Below are 16234 nucleotides of genomic sequence, written 5' to 3'. Positions count from 1 at the left end.
TGTTCAGTTTCCTGCGGCGCGACAAATTGCACCGAATTCGTCTGCGTTCAGGGACGCTCCACCAATGAGCCCCCCATCGATATCCGGCATGCCGAACAGTTCAGCCGCATTGGCCGCCTTCACGCTGCCGCCGTAGAGAAGTTGCACTTTTTCGGCAACTTCGGCGTCCTTCGCCGCCAACTGCTTGCGGATGGCTGCATGCACATCCTGGGCTTGCTGTGGCGAGGCCGTCAAACCAGTACCAATGGCCCAAACAGGCTCATAGGCAATAACCGCATTGGCGAAAGCCTTGATACCGAACGCGTCGATAACACTGCTTAGTTGACGCCCTACAACTTCGAGCGTCTCGCCTGCCTCACGCTCTGCAAGAGTTTCCCCTATACACAGCACTGGCGTCAAACCACTTTTCTGTGCGGCTGCAAACTTTTGATTCAGCACTTCGTCTTTTTCACCAATAATCTGGCGACGTTCGGAATGCCCAATCAAGACATATTTGCAACCGACTTCAGCCAACTGACTCGGAGCAACTTCGCCGGTCAGAGCGCCTTGTTCAGGCTGTACTGCAGAATTCTGTGCGCCTACGTTGATTCCCTTACCTTCCAAGCCATCAATCACTTGATTGATGAACAGGGATGGTGGAAACACCGCGACTTCCACTCCGCTCGGCAGGGACAATTTGCCCAAGCCCTGGGTCAGCTCTACGACGCTGGCGCGGGTACCGTGCATCTTCCAGTTACCAGCTACCATGGGGCGACGCATGCTTTACCTCGTCGGTCAAAGTGGGCGCAGATCTTACCCAACCAGATCTGCGCTGGCAAGCCTCTTTCAGGCACAAACTTCTTCGACCAGCTTGGCCAGAGCTTCGGCATGGCCACGCACCTGGTTTTCATCATCGCCTTCGACCATCACCCGCACCAGCGGCTCGGTACCGGATTTGCGCAACAGCACCCGCCCACGACCGGCCATCGCCTCGGTGGCCTTGGCGCTGGCTTCCTTGACCAGGGGGTTCTCCAGCGGGTCGTTCTTGCCGGCCGCGAAGCGCACGTTGATCAGCACCTGCGGGCATTTGCGCACGGCCTGGCGGGCCTGGGCGAGGTTTTCGCCACGGCGTTTGAGCGCCATCAGCACCTGCAGCGCGGCGATGATCGCATCACCAGTGGTGGTGTGACTGCCACAAACGACATGACCGGAATTTTCACCACCCAGCAGCCATTCGCGCTCAAGCAGTTCGGCCATGACATAGCGATCGCCCACCTTGGCCCGCACGAACGGGATATCCAGTTCCTTGAACGCCAGCTCCAGGCCCAGGTTGCTCATCAAGGTACCGACCACGCCGCCCTGCAGCTTGCCACGCTCCTGCATGTCGCGACCGATGATGAACAGCAGCTCGTCCCCGTCGACGATGGCACCGGTGTGATCGACCATCAGCACGCGGTCGCCGTCGCCGTCGAAGGCGATGCCGAGATCCGCATGGCCGACCAGGACCGCCGCCTGCAGCGATTCGATATGGGTCGAACCGCAGCCCTCGTTGATGTTCAGACCATCCGGGGCGGCGTGCAGCACGGTGACATCGGCACCCAACTCACGGAACACGCTCGGCGCGACCTTGTAGGTGGCGCCATGGGCGCAGTCCACGACGATCTTCAGGCCTTCGAAGCTGGTGCTGCTGGGCACGCTGCTCTTGCAGAACTCGATGTAGCGCCCCGCCGCGTCATTGATGCGCGAGACCTTGCCCAGCTTGCTGGACTCGACGACATTCATCGGCTGGTCGAGCAGCTCCTCGATCATCAGCTCGACTTCGTCCGGCAGCTTGGTGCCAGCACCGGAGAAGAACTTGATGCCATTGTCGTCATGGGGGTTGTGCGAGGCGCTGATGACGATACCGGCCTCGGCATGGAAGGTGCGGGTCAGGTAGGCGATGGCCGGCGTCGGCATCGGGCCGAGCAGCATCACGTCGGCACCGGCCGCGGACAGGCCTGCCTCGAGCGCGGATTCGAACATGTAGCCGGAGATCCGCGTGTCCTTGCCCACCAATACGCGGCAGGTGCCCTGCTTGCGGAAGGCCATGCCGGCGGCCCAGCCGAGTTTCAGCATGAAGTCCGGGGTGATCGGGAATTGGCCTACGCGACCACGGATACCATCGGTACCAAAGTATTTTCTGCTCATAGTGACTCCAATGTTCTTATTCGGCGTTCTGGACCGCGGCGATCATGCGCACGACATCGACGGTTTCGGCGACATCGTGTACCCGCAGAATACTCGCGCCCTTGGTCATGGCCAGGGCGGCCAGGGCCAGACTGCCGTAGAGCCGCTCGCCGACCGGACGGTCCAGCGCGAGGCCGATCATGCTCTTGCGCGAGACACCCACCAAGAGTGGCCGCCCCAGGCGATAGAGCGCTTCCATGTGTTTGAAAAGGCTGAGGTTATGCTCAAGGGTCTTGGCAAAGCCGAACCCTGGGTCGAGGATGATGCGCTCAGCCCCGATGCCGGCCGCCGCGCAGGCGGCCATACGCTGTTCAAGATAGCGCGTTACATCGGCTGTCACATCCTCGTACTGCGGATTGTCCTGCATGGTGCCCGGCTCGCCACGCATGTGCATCAGGCACACCGGCAGGCCGGTATCGGCCGCCGCATCGAGGGCGCCATCGCGCTCCAGGGCGCGCACATCGTTGATCAGCCCCGCACCAAGGCGGGCCGTCTCGCGCATGACCGAAGGCGTGGAGGTGTCGACCGAGATGATCACATCGAGCCGACTGCTGATCGCTTCGACGATCGGCGCTACACGCTCCAGCTCCTCGATGGGCGATACCGCACGCGCCCCCGGACGGGTGGACTCGCCACCTACGTCGATCAGGGTCGCACCGGCCGCTACCATCTCCTCGGCATGGCGCAAGGCCACATCGCGCTGGCTGAAGCGCCCACCATCGGAGAACGAGTCTGGGGTGACGTTGAGGATACCCATGACATGGGTACGGGACAAATCAAGAACCCGGTTGCCGCAAGGCAACCGGGTCGGGTACTGCGTCAAGCTCATAGATACCCTTAGTGTTGAGCCGCTGGACCGCCGATCGGCGACTCCGGACGATCATCCTGGGAAGCCTGGTTGCCGGAGGTACCGGAATCATTGTCCCAGTCACGCGGCTCGCGCGGGGTACGACCTGCCATGATGTCGTCGATCTGGTCGGCATCGATGGTTTCGTACTTCATCAAGGCCTCGGCCATGGCGTCGAGCTTGTCACGGTTGTCGGTGAGGATCTGCTTGGCCGTGGCGTAGCACTGATCGATGATGCTGCGCACCTCGGAGTCGATCATCTTGGCAGTCTCGCCCGAGACGCTGGCATGCTGGCTCCCCGCGCTGCGACCGAGGAACACCTCGCCCTCTTCTTCGGCGTACATCAGCGGGCCGAGTTTCTCGGACAGGCCCCACTTGGTGACCATGTTCCGGGCGATCTGGCTGGCGCGCATGATGTCGTTGGAGGCCCCGGTGGTGACACCGTCGAAGCCCAGGGTCATCTCTTCGGCGATACGGCCACCGTACAGCGAGCAGATCTGGCTGATCAGCGCGCGCTTGGACAGGCTGTAGCGATCCTCTTCCGGCAGGAACATGGTCACGCCCAGGGCACGGCCACGGGGAATGATCGACACCTTGTAGACCGGGTCGTGCTCGGGAACGACGCGACCGACGATGGCGTGGCCCGCCTCGTGGTACGCGGTGTTCTGCTTCTCTTTCTCGGACATGACCATGGTCTTGCGCTCGGCGCCCATCATGATCTTGTCTTTGGCCAGTTCGAATTCCTTCATTTCGACCACGCGCTTGCTGGACCGCGCGGCGAACAACGACGCCTCGTTGACCAGGTTGGCCAGGTCGGCACCGGAGAAGCCTGGCGTACCACGGGCGATGACCGCCGCGTTGACGTTCTCGCCGATCGGCACCTTGCGCATGTGCACCTTGAGGATCTGTTCGCGACCGCGGATGTCCGGCAGGCCGACCACCACCTGGCGGTCGAAGCGACCGGGACGCAGCAGCGCCGGGTCGAGCACGTCGGGACGGTTGGTCGCGGCGATGACGATGATGCCATCGTTCATTTCGAAGCCGTCCATCTCGACCAGCAACTGGTTCAGGGTCTGTTCGCGCTCGTCGTGACCGCCGCCCATGCCGGCGCCACGGTGGCGACCGACGGCGTCGATCTCGTCAATGAAGATGATGCACGGCGCGTGCTTCTTGGCCTGCTCGAACATGTCGCGAACACGGCTGGCACCCACGCCGACGAACATCTCGACGAAGTCGGAACCGGAAATGGTGAAGAACGGTACCTTGGCCTCACCGGCAATGGCCTTGGCCAGCAGGGTCTTACCAGTACCGGGCGGACCGACCATCAGCACGCCGCGAGGGATGCGGCCGCCCAGGCGCTGGAACTTGCCCGGGTCGCGCAGGAACTCGACCAGCTCGCCAACCTCTTCCTTGGCCTCGTCGCAACCCGCGACGTCAGCCAGGGTGGTTTTCACCTGGTCTTCGGACAACAGGCGCGCCTTGCTCTTGCCGAAGCTCATCGGGCCGCCTTTACCACCGGCACCGCCCTGCATCTGGCGCATGAAGAACATGAACACGGCGATGATCACCAGGATCGGGAAGCTCGCCACCAGCAACTGGGTCCAGATGCTCTGCTGCTCAGGCTGCTTGCCTTCGACGGTGACGTGGTTGTCCACCAGGTCGCCGATCAGGCCGTTATCCGTGATGGCTGGGCGGACGGTCTTGAAGTTGTCGCCGTCAGTGCGCTTGCCGGTAATGATGTAGCCGTCGACGGTCACGCGCTCGACCTTGCCATCCTTGACCTGCTGGATGAAGTCGGAATAGTTGAGGGTCTGCGGCTCGTTAGGGCTCGAGAAGTTGTTCATCACCGTCACCAGGACGGCGGCGATGATCAACCAGAGGATCAGATTCTTTGCCATGTCGTTCAATTCGCTACCCTCTGAGGCCGGCGCACGACGCAGCCGTGCCTCGCATGATATTCATCGCCCTAACTTACTACATTACCCACGCATCCGCAGGCACCGTCTGTAACCCTTTGTGAAAGCTAGACTACACGAAGTTCGGACGATCCAGACGGAGCCGCCGATTGGAAATAACTATCGGCAACCCCGCAATACGCCTTTCATGCGCCCTTGAAACCCTTGCCCAGCAGGTACTGTTCGCGGGAGCGATCCCGCGAGGACGACGGCTTGCGCATCTGCACCTTGTCGAACTTGCTGCGCACGTCCTTGAGGTACATGTCGAAGCCTTCGCCCTGGAAAATCTTGATCAGGAAATCCCCGCCGGGCTTGAGCACGCGGGTCGCCAGATCCAGGGCCAGTTCGCAGAGGAACATGGCGCGCGGCATGTCCACCGCGGGCGTACCACTCATATTGGGGGCCATATCGGAAATCACAAGGTCTACATGCGAATCACCGACCGCCTGCAGGATCTGCTGCAGCACTTCGTCCTGGGTAAAGTCGCCCTGGATGAAGGTAACGTCCGGGATCGAGTCCATTTCCAGGATGTCCGAGGCGATCAACCGCCCTTGGCCACCAATCAGACGACTGGTCACCTGCGACCAGCCACCGGGTGCTGCGCCGAGGTCGATCACGCTCATGCCGGGGCGGATCAGGCGGTCTTTTTCCTGGATCTCCAGCAGTTTGTAGCTCGCACGCGAGCGGTAGCCATCCTTCTGCGCCTGTTTCACAAAAGGATCGTTGAAATGCTCTCGCAGCCAGTTTGCGCTGCTTTTGGAACGTTGTACCACGGGGCACCTCGATGATATGCGTCGTGTTTGACTGGGCGGAGCCAGGGGCCCTCGGGTAAAATGCCCGTCAATTTTACAGAATCAGACGAAAAGGGTCAGATTATGCCGCTCAATAACGAGCAGAAGAAGCAATACAAGTCCATTGGTCATGACCTGAAGCCGGTCCTGATCGTTGCTGGCAACGGTTTGAATGAAGGCGTGATCGCCGAACTGGAACGCGCCCTGGTCGATCACGAGCTGATCAAGGTCGAGATTCGCTCGGAAGATCGCGAGGAACGCGCCGAGACCATCGCCGCACTGTGCAAGGCCGGCCGCGCCGAACTGGTGCAGACCATCGGCAAGAAAGCGCTGATCTACCGCAAGAACCCACAGCCGAACAAGCAGCTGTCCAACATTCACCGTTACAAGTAACGCCCAGGACAGCGCAATACCCATGTAGGAGCGGCCTTGTGCCGCGAAAGGGCTGCGAAGCGGCCCCAGGTATCAGCTTCGTTGCAGATAATACTGGGGCCGCTTTGCGGCCCTTTCGCGGCACAAGGCCGCTCCTACAAAGGCCGCGTCACACTTCGGCTACCGCCGTGCCCTGACCGGGACCGGCTGGGCCACCAGCACGATGCCGGAGAAGCCCAGCACCAGGAAGCAGAACATCTGCCAACGCTCGCCCACGGAAATCCCGTAGCGCAGCGTGTAGTAGCTGACGCAGGCGCCGAAGCCGAGCAGCAGCATCTGACCGCGGAATTGCCGCCACCAGGCCGCCAGGCCATCCACCCTCGCCAGCACCGCCAACTGGGTCAACAACCCGAGCATGGCCACACCAATCAACCAGCGGTCGATCTGCGCAGCCACGTCGTGCACCAGCAACGGCGCCAGGCCGCTGACCTTGAGCGCAGGCACCAGCCCCACGTGGAACACCCACAGGCCGCCGACCCAGAACACCTGGGCCAGCTGCCAGAGGATCCCCTCGAGGGATGGCGCCCGCAAGCGCCGGTCAGATGTGCTTGACTTCGACAATCTCGTACTCGACCGTGCCGCTTGGCGTCTTGACGACGACAGTATCACCTTCTTCCTTGCCGATGATGGCACGGGCGATCGGCGCACCGCTGGAGAGCTTGCCCTGCTTCACGTCGGCTTCGTCCTCGCCGACGATCTGGTAGGTCACCTCTTCATCGGTCTCGGTGTTCGCCAGCACCACGGTGGTACCGAAGATCACCTTGCCGGTGTGGGCGATGGTGGTGACGTCGATCACCACCGAGTTCTGCAGACGGCCTTCGATATCGCGGATACGCGCCTCGACCATGCCCTGCTCCTCGCGGGCGGCGTGGTACTCGGCGTTTTCCTTGAGGTCGCCCAGCTCGCGAGCCTCGCCGATCGCCTGGCTCAGGCGCGGACGCTCGGTCTTGCTCAGGAACAGATGCTCTTCCTCCAGGGCGCGAGCGCCCTGGACGGTCATCGGGTACTTGGTAATGCTCATGCTTTAAGTCCTGCATGCAGATCCTGCAGGCGACGAACGGTCTTTTCCGGACCGAATTTCAGCGCCTCGCAGATGGCTTCACCGGCCGCAATGGTGGTGGTGCAGTAGATCTTGTGCTGCAACGCATTGCGACGAATCGAGTAGGAGTCGGCGATCGACTGGCGGCCTTCGGTGGTGTTGATGATCAGCGACACTTCGTCGTTCTTGATCATGTCGACCACGTGCGGACGACCTTCGGTCACCTTGTTCACGCGACGCACTTTCAGGCCGGCCGCCTCGATCACCTTGGCGGTGCCGACAGTGGCGACCACTTCGAAGCCCAGGGCGATCAGGTCGCGGGCGACGCCAGCCACCTGCGGCTTGTCGTCGTCACGCACGCTGATGAACGCGGTACCGCCGGTCGGCAGCACTTCGCTGGCACCCATCTGGGCCTTGGCGAAGGCTTCGCCGAAGCTGTCGCCGACACCCATGACTTCACCAGTCGATTTCATCTCAGGGCCGAGGATCGGGTCAACCCCCGGGAACTTGGCGAACGGGAAGACGGCTTCCTTGACGCTGTAGAAGTTCGGGATGATTTCCTCGGTGAAGCCCAGCTCTTTCAGGGTTTTACCGGCCATGACACGGGCCGCGATCATCGCCAGGGAGGTGCCGATGCACTTGGAGACGAACGGCACGGTACGCGAGGCGCGCGGGTTGACCTCGATCACGTAGATCTTGTCGCCCTGCAGGGCCAGCTGCACGTTCATCAGGCCGACCACGCCCAGTTCCAGGGCCATTTTCTTGACCTGGACGCGGACTTCGTCCTGCACTTCCTTGCTCAGCGAGTAAGGTGGCAGCGAGCACGCCGAGTCACCGGAGTGAACACCGGCCTGCTCGATGTGCTGCATGATCGCGCCAATCACCACGTCGGTGCCGTCGCAGACCGCATCCACGTCCATTTCGATGGCGCAGTTGAGGAAGTGGTCGAGCAGCACCGGGCTGTCGTTGGACACCTGGACCGCTTCGCGCAGGTAGCGCTTGAGCTCGTCCAGCTCGTAGACGATCTCCATGGCGCGGCCGCCCAGCACGTAGGACGGACGAACCACCAGCGGGTAGCCGATCTTGCCAGCGGCAGCGATGGCTTCGTCTTCGCTGCGAACGGTAGCGTTTGGCGGCTGCAGCAGGTTCAGGCGCTGGACCATCTGCTGGAAGCGCTCACGGTCTTCGGCGCGGTCGATGGCGTCCGGGCTGGTACCGATGATCGGCACGCCGGCTTCTTCCAGGGCACGGGCCAGTTTCAGCGGAGTCTGGCCGCCGTAGTGGACGATCACGCCCTTCGGCTTCTCGACGCGGCAGACTTCCAGCACGTCCTCCAGGGTCAGCGGCTCGAAGTACAGACGGTCGGAGGTGTCGTAGTCGGTGGAGACGGTTTCCGGGTTGCAGTTGACCATGATGGTCTCGTAACCGTCTTCACGCAGCGCCAGTGCGGCGTGCACGCAGCAGTAGTCGAACTCGATGCCTTGGCCGATACGGTTCGGGCCGCCACCCAGGATCATGATCTTGTCGCGGGTCGACGGGTTGGCCTCGCACTCTTCCTCGTAGGTCGAGTACAGGTAGGCGGTGTCGGTGGCGAACTCGGCGGCGCAGGTGTCGACGCGCTTGTATACCGGGAACACTTCCAGCTTGTGGCGGTGACGACGCAGGTTCTTGTCGGTGATGCCGAGCAGCTTGGCCAGGCGCTGGTCCGAGAAGCCCTTACGCTTGAGGCGCAGCATGTAGTCCTTGTCGATCGACGACAGGGCCAGGGTCTTGACCTTCTCTTCTTCCTTGATCAGGTCTTCCATCTGCACCAGGAACCACAGGTCGATGCCGGTCAGGGCAAAGATTTCCTCGATGGTCATGCCCGAACGCATGGCGTCGGCGACGTACCAGATGCGCTCGGCGCCTGGCACGGTCAGCTCGCGCTTGAGGATGCCGGCAGCCTCAGGGCTGGCCAGATCAACTTTCGGGTCGAGGCCGCAGGCGCCGACCTCCAGGCCGCGCAGGGCTTTCTGCAGGGACTCCTGGAAGGTGCGGCCGATGGCCATGACTTCACCCACGGATTTCATCTGGGTGGTCAGGCGGGCGTCGGCTTTCGGGAATTTCTCGAAGGCGAAGCGCGGCAGCTTGGTGACGACGTAGTCGATCGACGGCTCGAAGGACGCCGGGGTACGGCCGCCGGTGATGTCGTTCTGCAGCTCGTCGAGGGTGTAACCGATGGCCAGCTTGGCAGCGATCTTGGCGATCGGGAAACCGGTAGCCTTCGATGCCAGGGCCGAGGAACGCGAAACGCGCGGGTTCATCTCGATCACGACCATGCGGCCGGTATTCGGGCAGATACCGAACTGCACGTTGGAACCACCGGTCTCGACACCGATTTCACGCAGCACCGCCAGCGAGGCGTTGCGCATGATCTGGTATTCCTTGTCGGTCAGGGTCTGTGCCGGGGCAACGGTGATCGAGTCGCCGGTGTGCACGCCCATCGGGTCGAAGTTCTCGATCGAGCAGACGATGATGCAGTTGTCCTTCTTGTCGCGGACCACCTCCATCTCGTATTCCTTCCAGCCGATCAGCGATTCGTCGATCAGCAGTTCCTTGGTCGGCGACAGGTCCAGACCACGGGTGCAGATTTCTTCGAACTCTTCCCGGTTGTAGGCGATGCCACCGCCAGTGCCGCCCATGGTGAACGACGGACGGATGATGCATGGGAAGCCGAGCTTCTCGAGAACCGCATTGGCCTCTTCCATGCTGTGGGCGATACCGGAGCGCGGGCACTCCAGGCCGATGTCCTTCATCGCCCTGTCGAAGCGCGAACGGTCTTCGGCCTTGTCGATGGTGTCGGCGTTGGCACCGATCATCTCGACGCCGAACTTTTCCAGGACGCCGTGACGCTCCAGGTCCAGGGCACAGTTCAGCGCGGTCTGGCCACCCATGGTCGGCAGCACTGCGTCCGGGCGCTCTTTCTCGATGATCTTGGCCACCGACTGCCATTTGATCGGCTCGATGTAGGTGGCGTCGGCCATGGCCGGGTCGGTCATGATGGTGGCCGGGTTGGAGTTCACCAGGATGACGCGAAAACCTTCCTCGCGCAGGGCTTTGCAGGCCTGGGCGCCGGAGTAGTCGAATTCGCAGGCCTGGCCGATCACGATCGGGCCAGCGCCGAGAATCAGGATGCTTTTGATGTCTGTACGTTTTGGCATGGTTGTCACTCAAATCCGGGGTCAGTCGGCAAGCCGCTTTGAACAATCTGGGTCAGGCGCTTCCGGGCGCGGCGCAAGCCGGCCCGGGGCCTTGAAGCAGGATGCTCAGCGGCGCTTGGCCATGGCATCGGTGAAACGATCGAACAGTGGCGCGACGTCGGCCGGGCCTGGGCTCGCTTCAGGGTGGCCCTGGAAGCTGAACGCGCTCTTGTCGGTTCGCTCGATACCCTGCAGGGTACCGTCGAACAGCGACTTGTGGATGGCGCGGACATTGCCCGGAAGGGTGGCTTCGTCGACGGCGAAACCGTGGTTCTGGCTGGTGATCATGACCACGCCGGTGTCCAGGTCCTGGACCGGGTGGTTGGCACCGTGGTGGCCGTGGCCCATCTTCACGGTCTTGGCGCCGGAGGCCAGGGCCAGCAGCTGGTGGCCCAGGCAGATACCGAACACCGGGATCTCGGTCTCGAGGATCTCTTTGATCGCCTGGATCGCGTAGTCGCATGGCTCGGGATCGCCAGGGCCGTTGGACAGGAACACGCCATCAGGGTTGAGCGCCAGGACTTCGCTGGCCGGGGTCTGGGCGGGCACCACGGTGACGCGGCAACCACGGGCGACCAGCATGCGCAGGATGTTCAGCTTGACGCCGTAGTCGAAGGCGACGACGTGGTACGGCAGGTCGACGGCGTCAATGGTCGGGTGGCTGTCGGTCTTCAGCTCCCAGACGCTGGAGCGCCACTCGTAGCGCTCCTTGGTCGAGACCACCTTGGCCAGGTCCATGCCCTTCAGGCCCGGGAAGGCGCGGGCAGCGGCGATGGCGGCTTCTTCGCTGATGTTGTCGCCAGCCAGGATGCAGCCGTTCTGGGCGCCTTTCTCACGCAGGATGCGGGTCAGGCGACGGGTGTCGATACCGGCAATGGCGACGACGTTGTTGGCTTTCAGGTATTCAGGCAGGGACTGGGTGTTGCGCCAGTTGCTGGCCAGCAGCGGCAGATCGCGAATCACCAGGCCCGCGGACCAGACGCGATTCGATTCGGCGTCTTCGGCGGTGGTGCCGGTGTTGCCGATGTGCGGGTAAGTCAGGGTAACGATTTGCTGGGCGTAGGAAGGGTCTGTGAGGATTTCCTGGTAGCCGGTCATTGCAGTATTGAACACGACCTCACCAACGGTCTGACCGTCGGCTCCAATGGCTTCACCGCGAAAAATGCTGCCATCGGCAAGGGCGAGTATGGCTGGCTTAGTCAAGAAGACCTCCCGTAAATCAAGCCTGAAAGGGCGATCGCAGGTTGCAAAAAAGCGGAATGACGTATGGACACGTCACCCCGCTTTTATGCTGAATTAGTCTGCGCGCTTTTAGTGGACACACTAAAGCTGTAGCTTACAGAAAAATGCGTTTTGGGTCTACCGGGAATGTGTCTCTAAAACGCAGGATTGCGACAGAGGGGACATTGCAGCAGCCCCGAGCGTGTAGGAGCGGCCTTGTGCCGCGAAAGGGCTGCGCAGCGGCCCCGGCAATTCTGAATGGTTCAGAGATCCTGGGGCCGCTGCGCGCCCCTTTCGCGGCACAAGGCCGCCCCTACAGGGGACGGTGTCAATGCAGCTCGAGCACATCCTGCATGTCATACAGCGCAGGCTCACGCCCATCCAGCCACAGCGCCGCGCGCACCGCACCCTTGGCGAAGGTCATGCGGCTCGAGGCCTTGTGGGTGATTTCCAGGCGCTCGCCTTCAGCGGCGAACAGCACGGTGTGATCACCGACCACATCACCGGCACGCACAGTGGCGAAGCCGATAGTCTTGCGGTCACGGGCGCCTGTCTGGCCTTCACGGCCATATACCGCCACTTCCCGCAGGTCACGCCCCAGCGCATTGGCAACCACTTCACCCATGCGCAGCGCGGTCCCCGACGGCGCATCGACCTTGTGCCGATGGTGGGCCTCGATGATCTCGATATCCACGTCATCACCCAGCACCCGTGCCGCCATGTCCAGCAACTTGAGACTGAGATTGACACCCACGCTGAAGTTGGCGGCGAAGACGATCGGGATCTCCTTGCCTGCCTCGACCAGCAACGCCTTCTCCTCGGCGCTGAAGCCGGTGGTACCGATGACCATGGCCTTGCCCGCCTTGCGGCAGAACGCCAGGTTCTTCAGGGTCACCGACGGATGGGTGAAGTCGATCAGCACATCGAACTCATCGACGACCTTGGCCAGGTCGTCAGAGATGGTCACGCCGATGCGCCCCAGGCCCGCCAGCTCGCCCGCGTCGGCACCGACCAGGGAGCTGTCCGGACGATGGATGGCCGCGGTCAGGCCGGCCTTCGGCGCCTGCTGCTGCACGGCCTCGACCAGCACCTTGCCCATGCGCCCGGCGGCGCCCATCACTGCAATACGTCGCATAGCCTGTTCCTTCTCAGAGATCGCCGAAGAAGCGCTTCATGCCCTCGAACCAGCCACTGGCCTTGGGCGAATGGGAGCTGTCACCTTCAAGGGAATCACGCAACTCCTCGAGCAGCTCGCGCTGACGACGACTGAGGTTGACCGGTGTCTCCACCGCCACGCGGCACAGCAGGTCGCCCGCCGCGCCACCGCGCACCGGCGCCACACCCTTGCCGCGCAGACGGAACTGCTTGCCGGTCTGGGTGCCTTCGGGAATCTTCAGCTTCACGCGACCGTCGAGGGTCGGCACTTCCAGCTCGCCACCCAGGGCGGCGTCGGTGTAGCTGATCGGCACTTCGCAGTAGAGGTGCTTGCCGTCGCGCTGGAAGATCGGGTGCTCGCGCACATTGACGACCACATAGAGGTCACCGGCAGGGCCGCCATGGGCGCCCGCCTCGCCTTCGCCAGACAGACGAATGCGATCACCGGTGTCGACACCGGCCGGCACCTTGACCGACAGCGTCTTGTATTCCTCGACACGGCCTTCGCCATGGCACGAGCCGCAAGGGTCGGTGATGATCTTGCCCTGGCCGTGGCAACGCGGACAGGTCTGCTGCACGGCGAAGAAGCCCTGCTGCATGCGCACCTGGCCGATGCCGCCACAGGTCGGACAGGTCGACGGCGTCGAGCCCTTCTTGGCGCCAGAGCCGTCGCACGGCTTGCAGTTGACCAGCGTGGGCACACGGATGTTGACCGTGGTACCGCGCACCGCCTCTTCGAGGTTGAGCTCGAGGGTGTAGCGCAGGTCGCTGCCGCGCTGGACACCGCCACGACCGCCACCGCGGCCGCCGCCGAAGAAATCGCTGAAGACATCACCGAAGATGTCGGAGAAGTTGGCGCCACCGAAACCGGCACCGCCGCCACCCATGCTCGGGTCGACGCCGGCGTGGCCATACTGGTCGTATGCCGCGCGCTTGCTGGCATCGGACAGCACTTCGTAGGCCTCGTTGGCCTCCTTGAACAGGTCTTCCGACTCCTTGTCGCCCGGGTTGCGGTCCGGGTGGTACTTCATCGCCAGACGGCGGTAGGCCTTCTTGAGATCACCTTCGCTGGCGCCACGCTCGACACCCAGGACCTCATAAAAATCACGCTTTGCCATAGGTCATATGCACTCTTGGGGGCGTTCGGCATACCTCGGCGCATCGTGCGCCATGCCACCAGCACCTGTCGTCATAGGCGAATACGCCGTGACAGATGCCGTAAATAATTCTCGTGTTCCAGACACGCCAACGCGGGAGCAAGCTCCCGCGCGGCGACATCCTACCAGTTCACCATCAAACGACGGCGAACCGGCCGACAACATGCAGGAATTACTGCTTGTTGTTGTCTTTCACTTCTTCGAACTCGGCGTCAACCACGTCATCGTGCTTGGCTTCCGGCTCGGCCTGCTGGGCGCCGCCCTGCGGTTGCTCGGCCTGCTGCTCGGCGTACATCTTCTGAGCGACTGGCGCCGAGACCTTGGACAGCTCCTCGACCTTGGCGTCGATGGCGGCCTTGTCGTCGCCTTTGACGGCGGCTTCCAGGGCGACCACGGCGGCCTCGATGGCGGTCTTCTCTTCAGCGGTGACCTTGTCACCGGCTTCAGTGACCATCTTGCGGGTCGAGTGGACCAGCGCGTCACCCTGGTTACGGGCGGCGGCCAGCTCTTCGAACTTGCGGTCTTCCTCGGCGTTGGCCTCGGCATCACGCACCATTTTCTCGATTTCTTCGTCGGACAGGCCGGAGTTGGCCTTGATCACGATCGACTGCGCCTTGCCAGTAGCCTTGTCCTTGGCACCTACGTGCAGGATGCCGTTGGCGTCGATGTCGAAGGTCACTTCGATCTGCGGTACGCCGCGCGGTGCTGGCGGAATGTCAGCCAGGTCGAACTTGCCCAGCGACTTGTTCTGCGAAGCTTGCTTGCGCTCGCCCTGCAGCACGTGGATGGTCACGGCGCCCTGGTTGTCGTCGGCGGTCGAGAACACCTGCGACTTCTTGGTCGGGATGGTGGTGTTCTTCTCGATCAGCGCGGTCATCACGCCGCCCATGGTTTCGATACCCAGGGTCAGCGGGCTGACGTCCAGCAGCAGTACGTCCTTGACGTCACCGGCCAGAACGGCGCCCTGGATGGCAGCACCCATGGCGACGGCTTCGTCCGGGTTGACGTCTTTACGAGCTTCTTTACCGAAGAAGTCGGCAACGGCTTTCTGCACCATCGGCATACGGGTCTGGCCGCCGACCAGGATCACGTCGTCGATCTTGCTGGCGTCGATGCCGGCGTCTTTCAGGGCGATGCGGCATGGCTCGATGGTACGGTTGACCAGGTCTTCGACCAGCGACTCCAGCTTGGCGCGGGAGATCTTCACGTTCAGGTGCTTGGGACCGGTGGCATCTGCAGTGATGTACGGCAGGTTGACGTCGGTCGACTGAGCGGAGGACAGCTCGATCTTGGCTTTTTCAGCAGCTTCTTTCAGACGCTGCAGGGCCAGGGGATCGTTCTTCAGGTCCATGCCGGACTCTTTCTTGAACTCGTCGACGAGGTAGTCGATCAGGCGCATGTCGAAGTCTTCGCCACCCAGGAAGGTGTCGCCGTTGGTGGCCAGTACTTCGAACTGGTGCTCACCGTCGACTTCGGCGATTTCGATGACCGATACGTCGAAGGTACCACCACCCAGGTCATAGACGATGACGGTGTGGTCGCCCTTGCCCTTGTCCATGCCGTAGGCCAGCGCGGCGGCGGTCGGTTCGTTGATGATACGTTTTACGTCCAGGCCAGCGATGCGGCCGGCGTCCTTGGTCGCCTGGCGCTGGCTGTCGTTGAAGTAGGCCGGCACGGTGATGACCGCTTCGGTGACCGGCTCGCCGAGGTAGTCTTCGGCGGTCTTCTTCATCTTTTTCAGGACTTCGGCGCTGATCTGCGGCGGAGCCATCTGCTTGTCGGCGGCCTCGACCCAGGCGTCACCGTTGTTGGCCTTGACGATCTTGTAAGGCACCAGCTTGATGTCTTTCTGCACGACATCTTCTTCGAAGCGGCGGCCGATCAGGCGCTTCACCGCGAACAGGGTGTTGTGCGGGTTGGTGACCGCCTGGCGCTTGGCCGACTGGCCGACCAGGATCTCGCCGTCGTTGGCATAGGCGATGATCGAAGGCGTGGTGCGCGCGCCTTCGGCGTTCTCGATGACCTTGGCAGTGCCGTTTTCCAGCACGGAGACGCAGGAGTTGGTGGTCCCCAGGTCGATACCGATGATTTTACCCATGTTGATTCTCCCGAAACTTGAATTTGGTAGCAGCGACTGCTTTGGCCAACTGCACTAATACTTGAAGGCTTGACACCTAGATGGGGGTGTCCGGA

13 protein-coding genes are annotated in these 16234 nt (G+C 62.4%); 1 reads left to right on the top strand and 12 read right to left on the bottom strand.

The window, feature by feature from the left end; translation table 11 throughout:
* Positions 1-3 precede the first annotated feature (3 nt).
* From tpiA to rlmE, 5 genes are all read right to left on the bottom strand, one after another.
* Positions 4-759 (bottom strand): triose-phosphate isomerase, encoded by a 756-nt coding sequence (tpiA, locus tag PRtIB026_RS06610; protein ID WP_203648090.1) that lies wholly within the window; start codon positions 757-759, stop codon positions 4-6.
* A 66-nt stretch (positions 760-825) separates the two neighbouring features.
* A complete protein-coding gene (glmM, locus tag PRtIB026_RS06605) occupies positions 826-2166 on the bottom strand; it encodes a phosphoglucosamine mutase (RefSeq protein ID WP_203648091.1) in 1341 nt (446 codons plus the stop codon).
* Positions 2167-2182: 16 nt separating this feature from the next.
* A complete protein-coding gene (gene folP / locus PRtIB026_RS06600; protein WP_203648092.1) occupies positions 2183-3034 on the bottom strand; it encodes a dihydropteroate synthase in 852 nt (283 codons plus the stop codon).
* A gap of 8 nt (positions 3035-3042) precedes the next feature.
* Positions 3043-4950 (bottom strand): ATP-dependent zinc metalloprotease FtsH, encoded by a 1908-nt coding sequence (gene ftsH, locus PRtIB026_RS06595; protein ID WP_203648093.1) that lies wholly within the window; start codon positions 4948-4950, stop codon positions 3043-3045.
* Between the two features lie 203 nt (positions 4951-5153).
* Entirely contained in the window at positions 5154-5780 is a 627-nt protein-coding gene (rlmE, locus tag PRtIB026_RS06590) for a 23S rRNA (uridine(2552)-2'-O)-methyltransferase RlmE (protein WP_011532133.1), read from the bottom strand.
* Between the two features lie 102 nt (positions 5781-5882).
* Here rlmE and yhbY point away from each other — a divergent pair, with 102 nt between their 5' ends.
* Entirely contained in the window at positions 5883-6191 is a 309-nt protein-coding gene (yhbY, locus tag PRtIB026_RS06585) for a ribosome assembly RNA-binding protein YhbY (protein WP_050706991.1), read from the top strand.
* A gap of 159 nt (positions 6192-6350) precedes the next feature.
* Here yhbY and PRtIB026_RS06580 read toward each other — a convergent pair whose 3' ends face one another.
* From PRtIB026_RS06580 to dnaK, 7 genes are all read right to left on the bottom strand, one after another.
* Positions 6351-6791 carry a hypothetical protein gene (locus PRtIB026_RS06580; RefSeq protein WP_011532132.1) on the bottom strand — a complete coding sequence of 147 codons (441 nt, stop codon included), beginning with the start codon at positions 6789-6791 and terminating at the stop codon, positions 6351-6353.
* Positions 6769-7251 (bottom strand): transcription elongation factor GreA, encoded by a 483-nt coding sequence (greA, locus tag PRtIB026_RS06575; RefSeq protein WP_011532131.1) that lies wholly within the window; start codon positions 7249-7251, stop codon positions 6769-6771. The genes PRtIB026_RS06580 and greA overlap by 23 nt, the downstream gene beginning before the upstream one ends.
* A complete protein-coding gene (gene carB / locus PRtIB026_RS06570; protein ID WP_203648094.1) occupies positions 7248-10469 on the bottom strand; it encodes a carbamoyl-phosphate synthase large subunit in 3222 nt (1073 codons plus the stop codon). The genes greA and carB overlap by 4 nt, the downstream gene beginning before the upstream one ends.
* Positions 10470-10574: 105 nt before the next feature.
* The gene (carA, locus tag PRtIB026_RS06565; RefSeq protein WP_203648095.1) at positions 10575-11711 is read right to left on the bottom strand and encodes a glutamine-hydrolyzing carbamoyl-phosphate synthase small subunit; all 1137 of its coding nucleotides are present in this window, start codon (positions 11709-11711) and stop codon (positions 10575-10577) included.
* Between the two features lie 346 nt (positions 11712-12057).
* Positions 12058-12864 carry a 4-hydroxy-tetrahydrodipicolinate reductase gene (gene dapB / locus PRtIB026_RS06560; RefSeq protein WP_203648096.1) on the bottom strand — a complete coding sequence of 269 codons (807 nt, stop codon included), beginning with the start codon at positions 12862-12864 and terminating at the stop codon, positions 12058-12060.
* Positions 12865-12877: 13 nt separating this feature from the next.
* On the bottom strand, positions 12878-14002 hold the full coding sequence (gene dnaJ / locus PRtIB026_RS06555) for a molecular chaperone DnaJ (protein ID WP_203648097.1): 1125 nt from the start codon (positions 14000-14002) through the stop codon (positions 12878-12880).
* A gap of 211 nt (positions 14003-14213) precedes the next feature.
* A complete protein-coding gene (gene dnaK, locus PRtIB026_RS06550) occupies positions 14214-16139 on the bottom strand; it encodes a molecular chaperone DnaK (protein WP_102683185.1) in 1926 nt (641 codons plus the stop codon).
* Between the last annotated feature and the right edge of the window lie 95 nt (positions 16140-16234).

This window comes from Pseudomonas sp. RtIB026, from assembly GCF_016861355.2.
Taxonomy (GTDB): domain Bacteria; phylum Pseudomonadota; class Gammaproteobacteria; order Pseudomonadales; family Pseudomonadaceae; genus Aquipseudomonas; species Aquipseudomonas peradeniyensis.
The sequence above is the reverse complement of the archived record's forward strand: the minus strand, read 5'-3'. Positions and strand labels throughout refer to the sequence as shown.

What these genes read in the sequence shown, in the direction of transcription:
- tpiA (WP_203648090.1), bottom strand. Translation starts at nt 759, where the DNA reads ATGCGTCGCCCCATGGTAGCTGGTAACTGGAAGATGCACGGTACCCGC.
- glmM (WP_203648091.1), bottom strand. Translation starts at nt 2,166, where the DNA reads ATGAGCAGAAAATACTTTGGTACCGATGGTATCCGTGGTCGCGTAGGC.
- folP (WP_203648092.1), bottom strand. Translation starts at nt 3,034, where the DNA reads ATGAGCTTGACGCAGTACCCGACCCGGTTGCCTTGCGGCAACCGGGTT.
- ftsH (WP_203648093.1), bottom strand. Translation starts at nt 4,950, where the DNA reads ATGGCAAAGAATCTGATCCTCTGGTTGATCATCGCCGCCGTCCTGGTG.
- yhbY (WP_050706991.1), top strand. Translation starts at nt 5,883, where the DNA reads ATGCCGCTCAATAACGAGCAGAAGAAGCAATACAAGTCCATTGGTCAT.
- greA (WP_011532131.1), bottom strand. Translation starts at nt 7,251, where the DNA reads ATGAGCATTACCAAGTACCCGATGACCGTCCAGGGCGCTCGCGCCCTG.
- carB (WP_203648094.1), bottom strand. Translation starts at nt 10,469, where the DNA reads ATGCCAAAACGTACAGACATCAAAAGCATCCTGATTCTCGGCGCTGGC.
- dapB (WP_203648096.1), bottom strand. Translation starts at nt 12,864, where the DNA reads ATGCGACGTATTGCAGTGATGGGCGCCGCCGGGCGCATGGGCAAGGTG.
- dnaJ (WP_203648097.1), bottom strand. Translation starts at nt 14,002, where the DNA reads ATGGCAAAGCGTGATTTTTATGAGGTCCTGGGTGTCGAGCGTGGCGCC.
- dnaK (WP_102683185.1), bottom strand. Translation starts at nt 16,139, where the DNA reads ATGGGTAAAATCATCGGTATCGACCTGGGGACCACCAACTCCTGCGTC.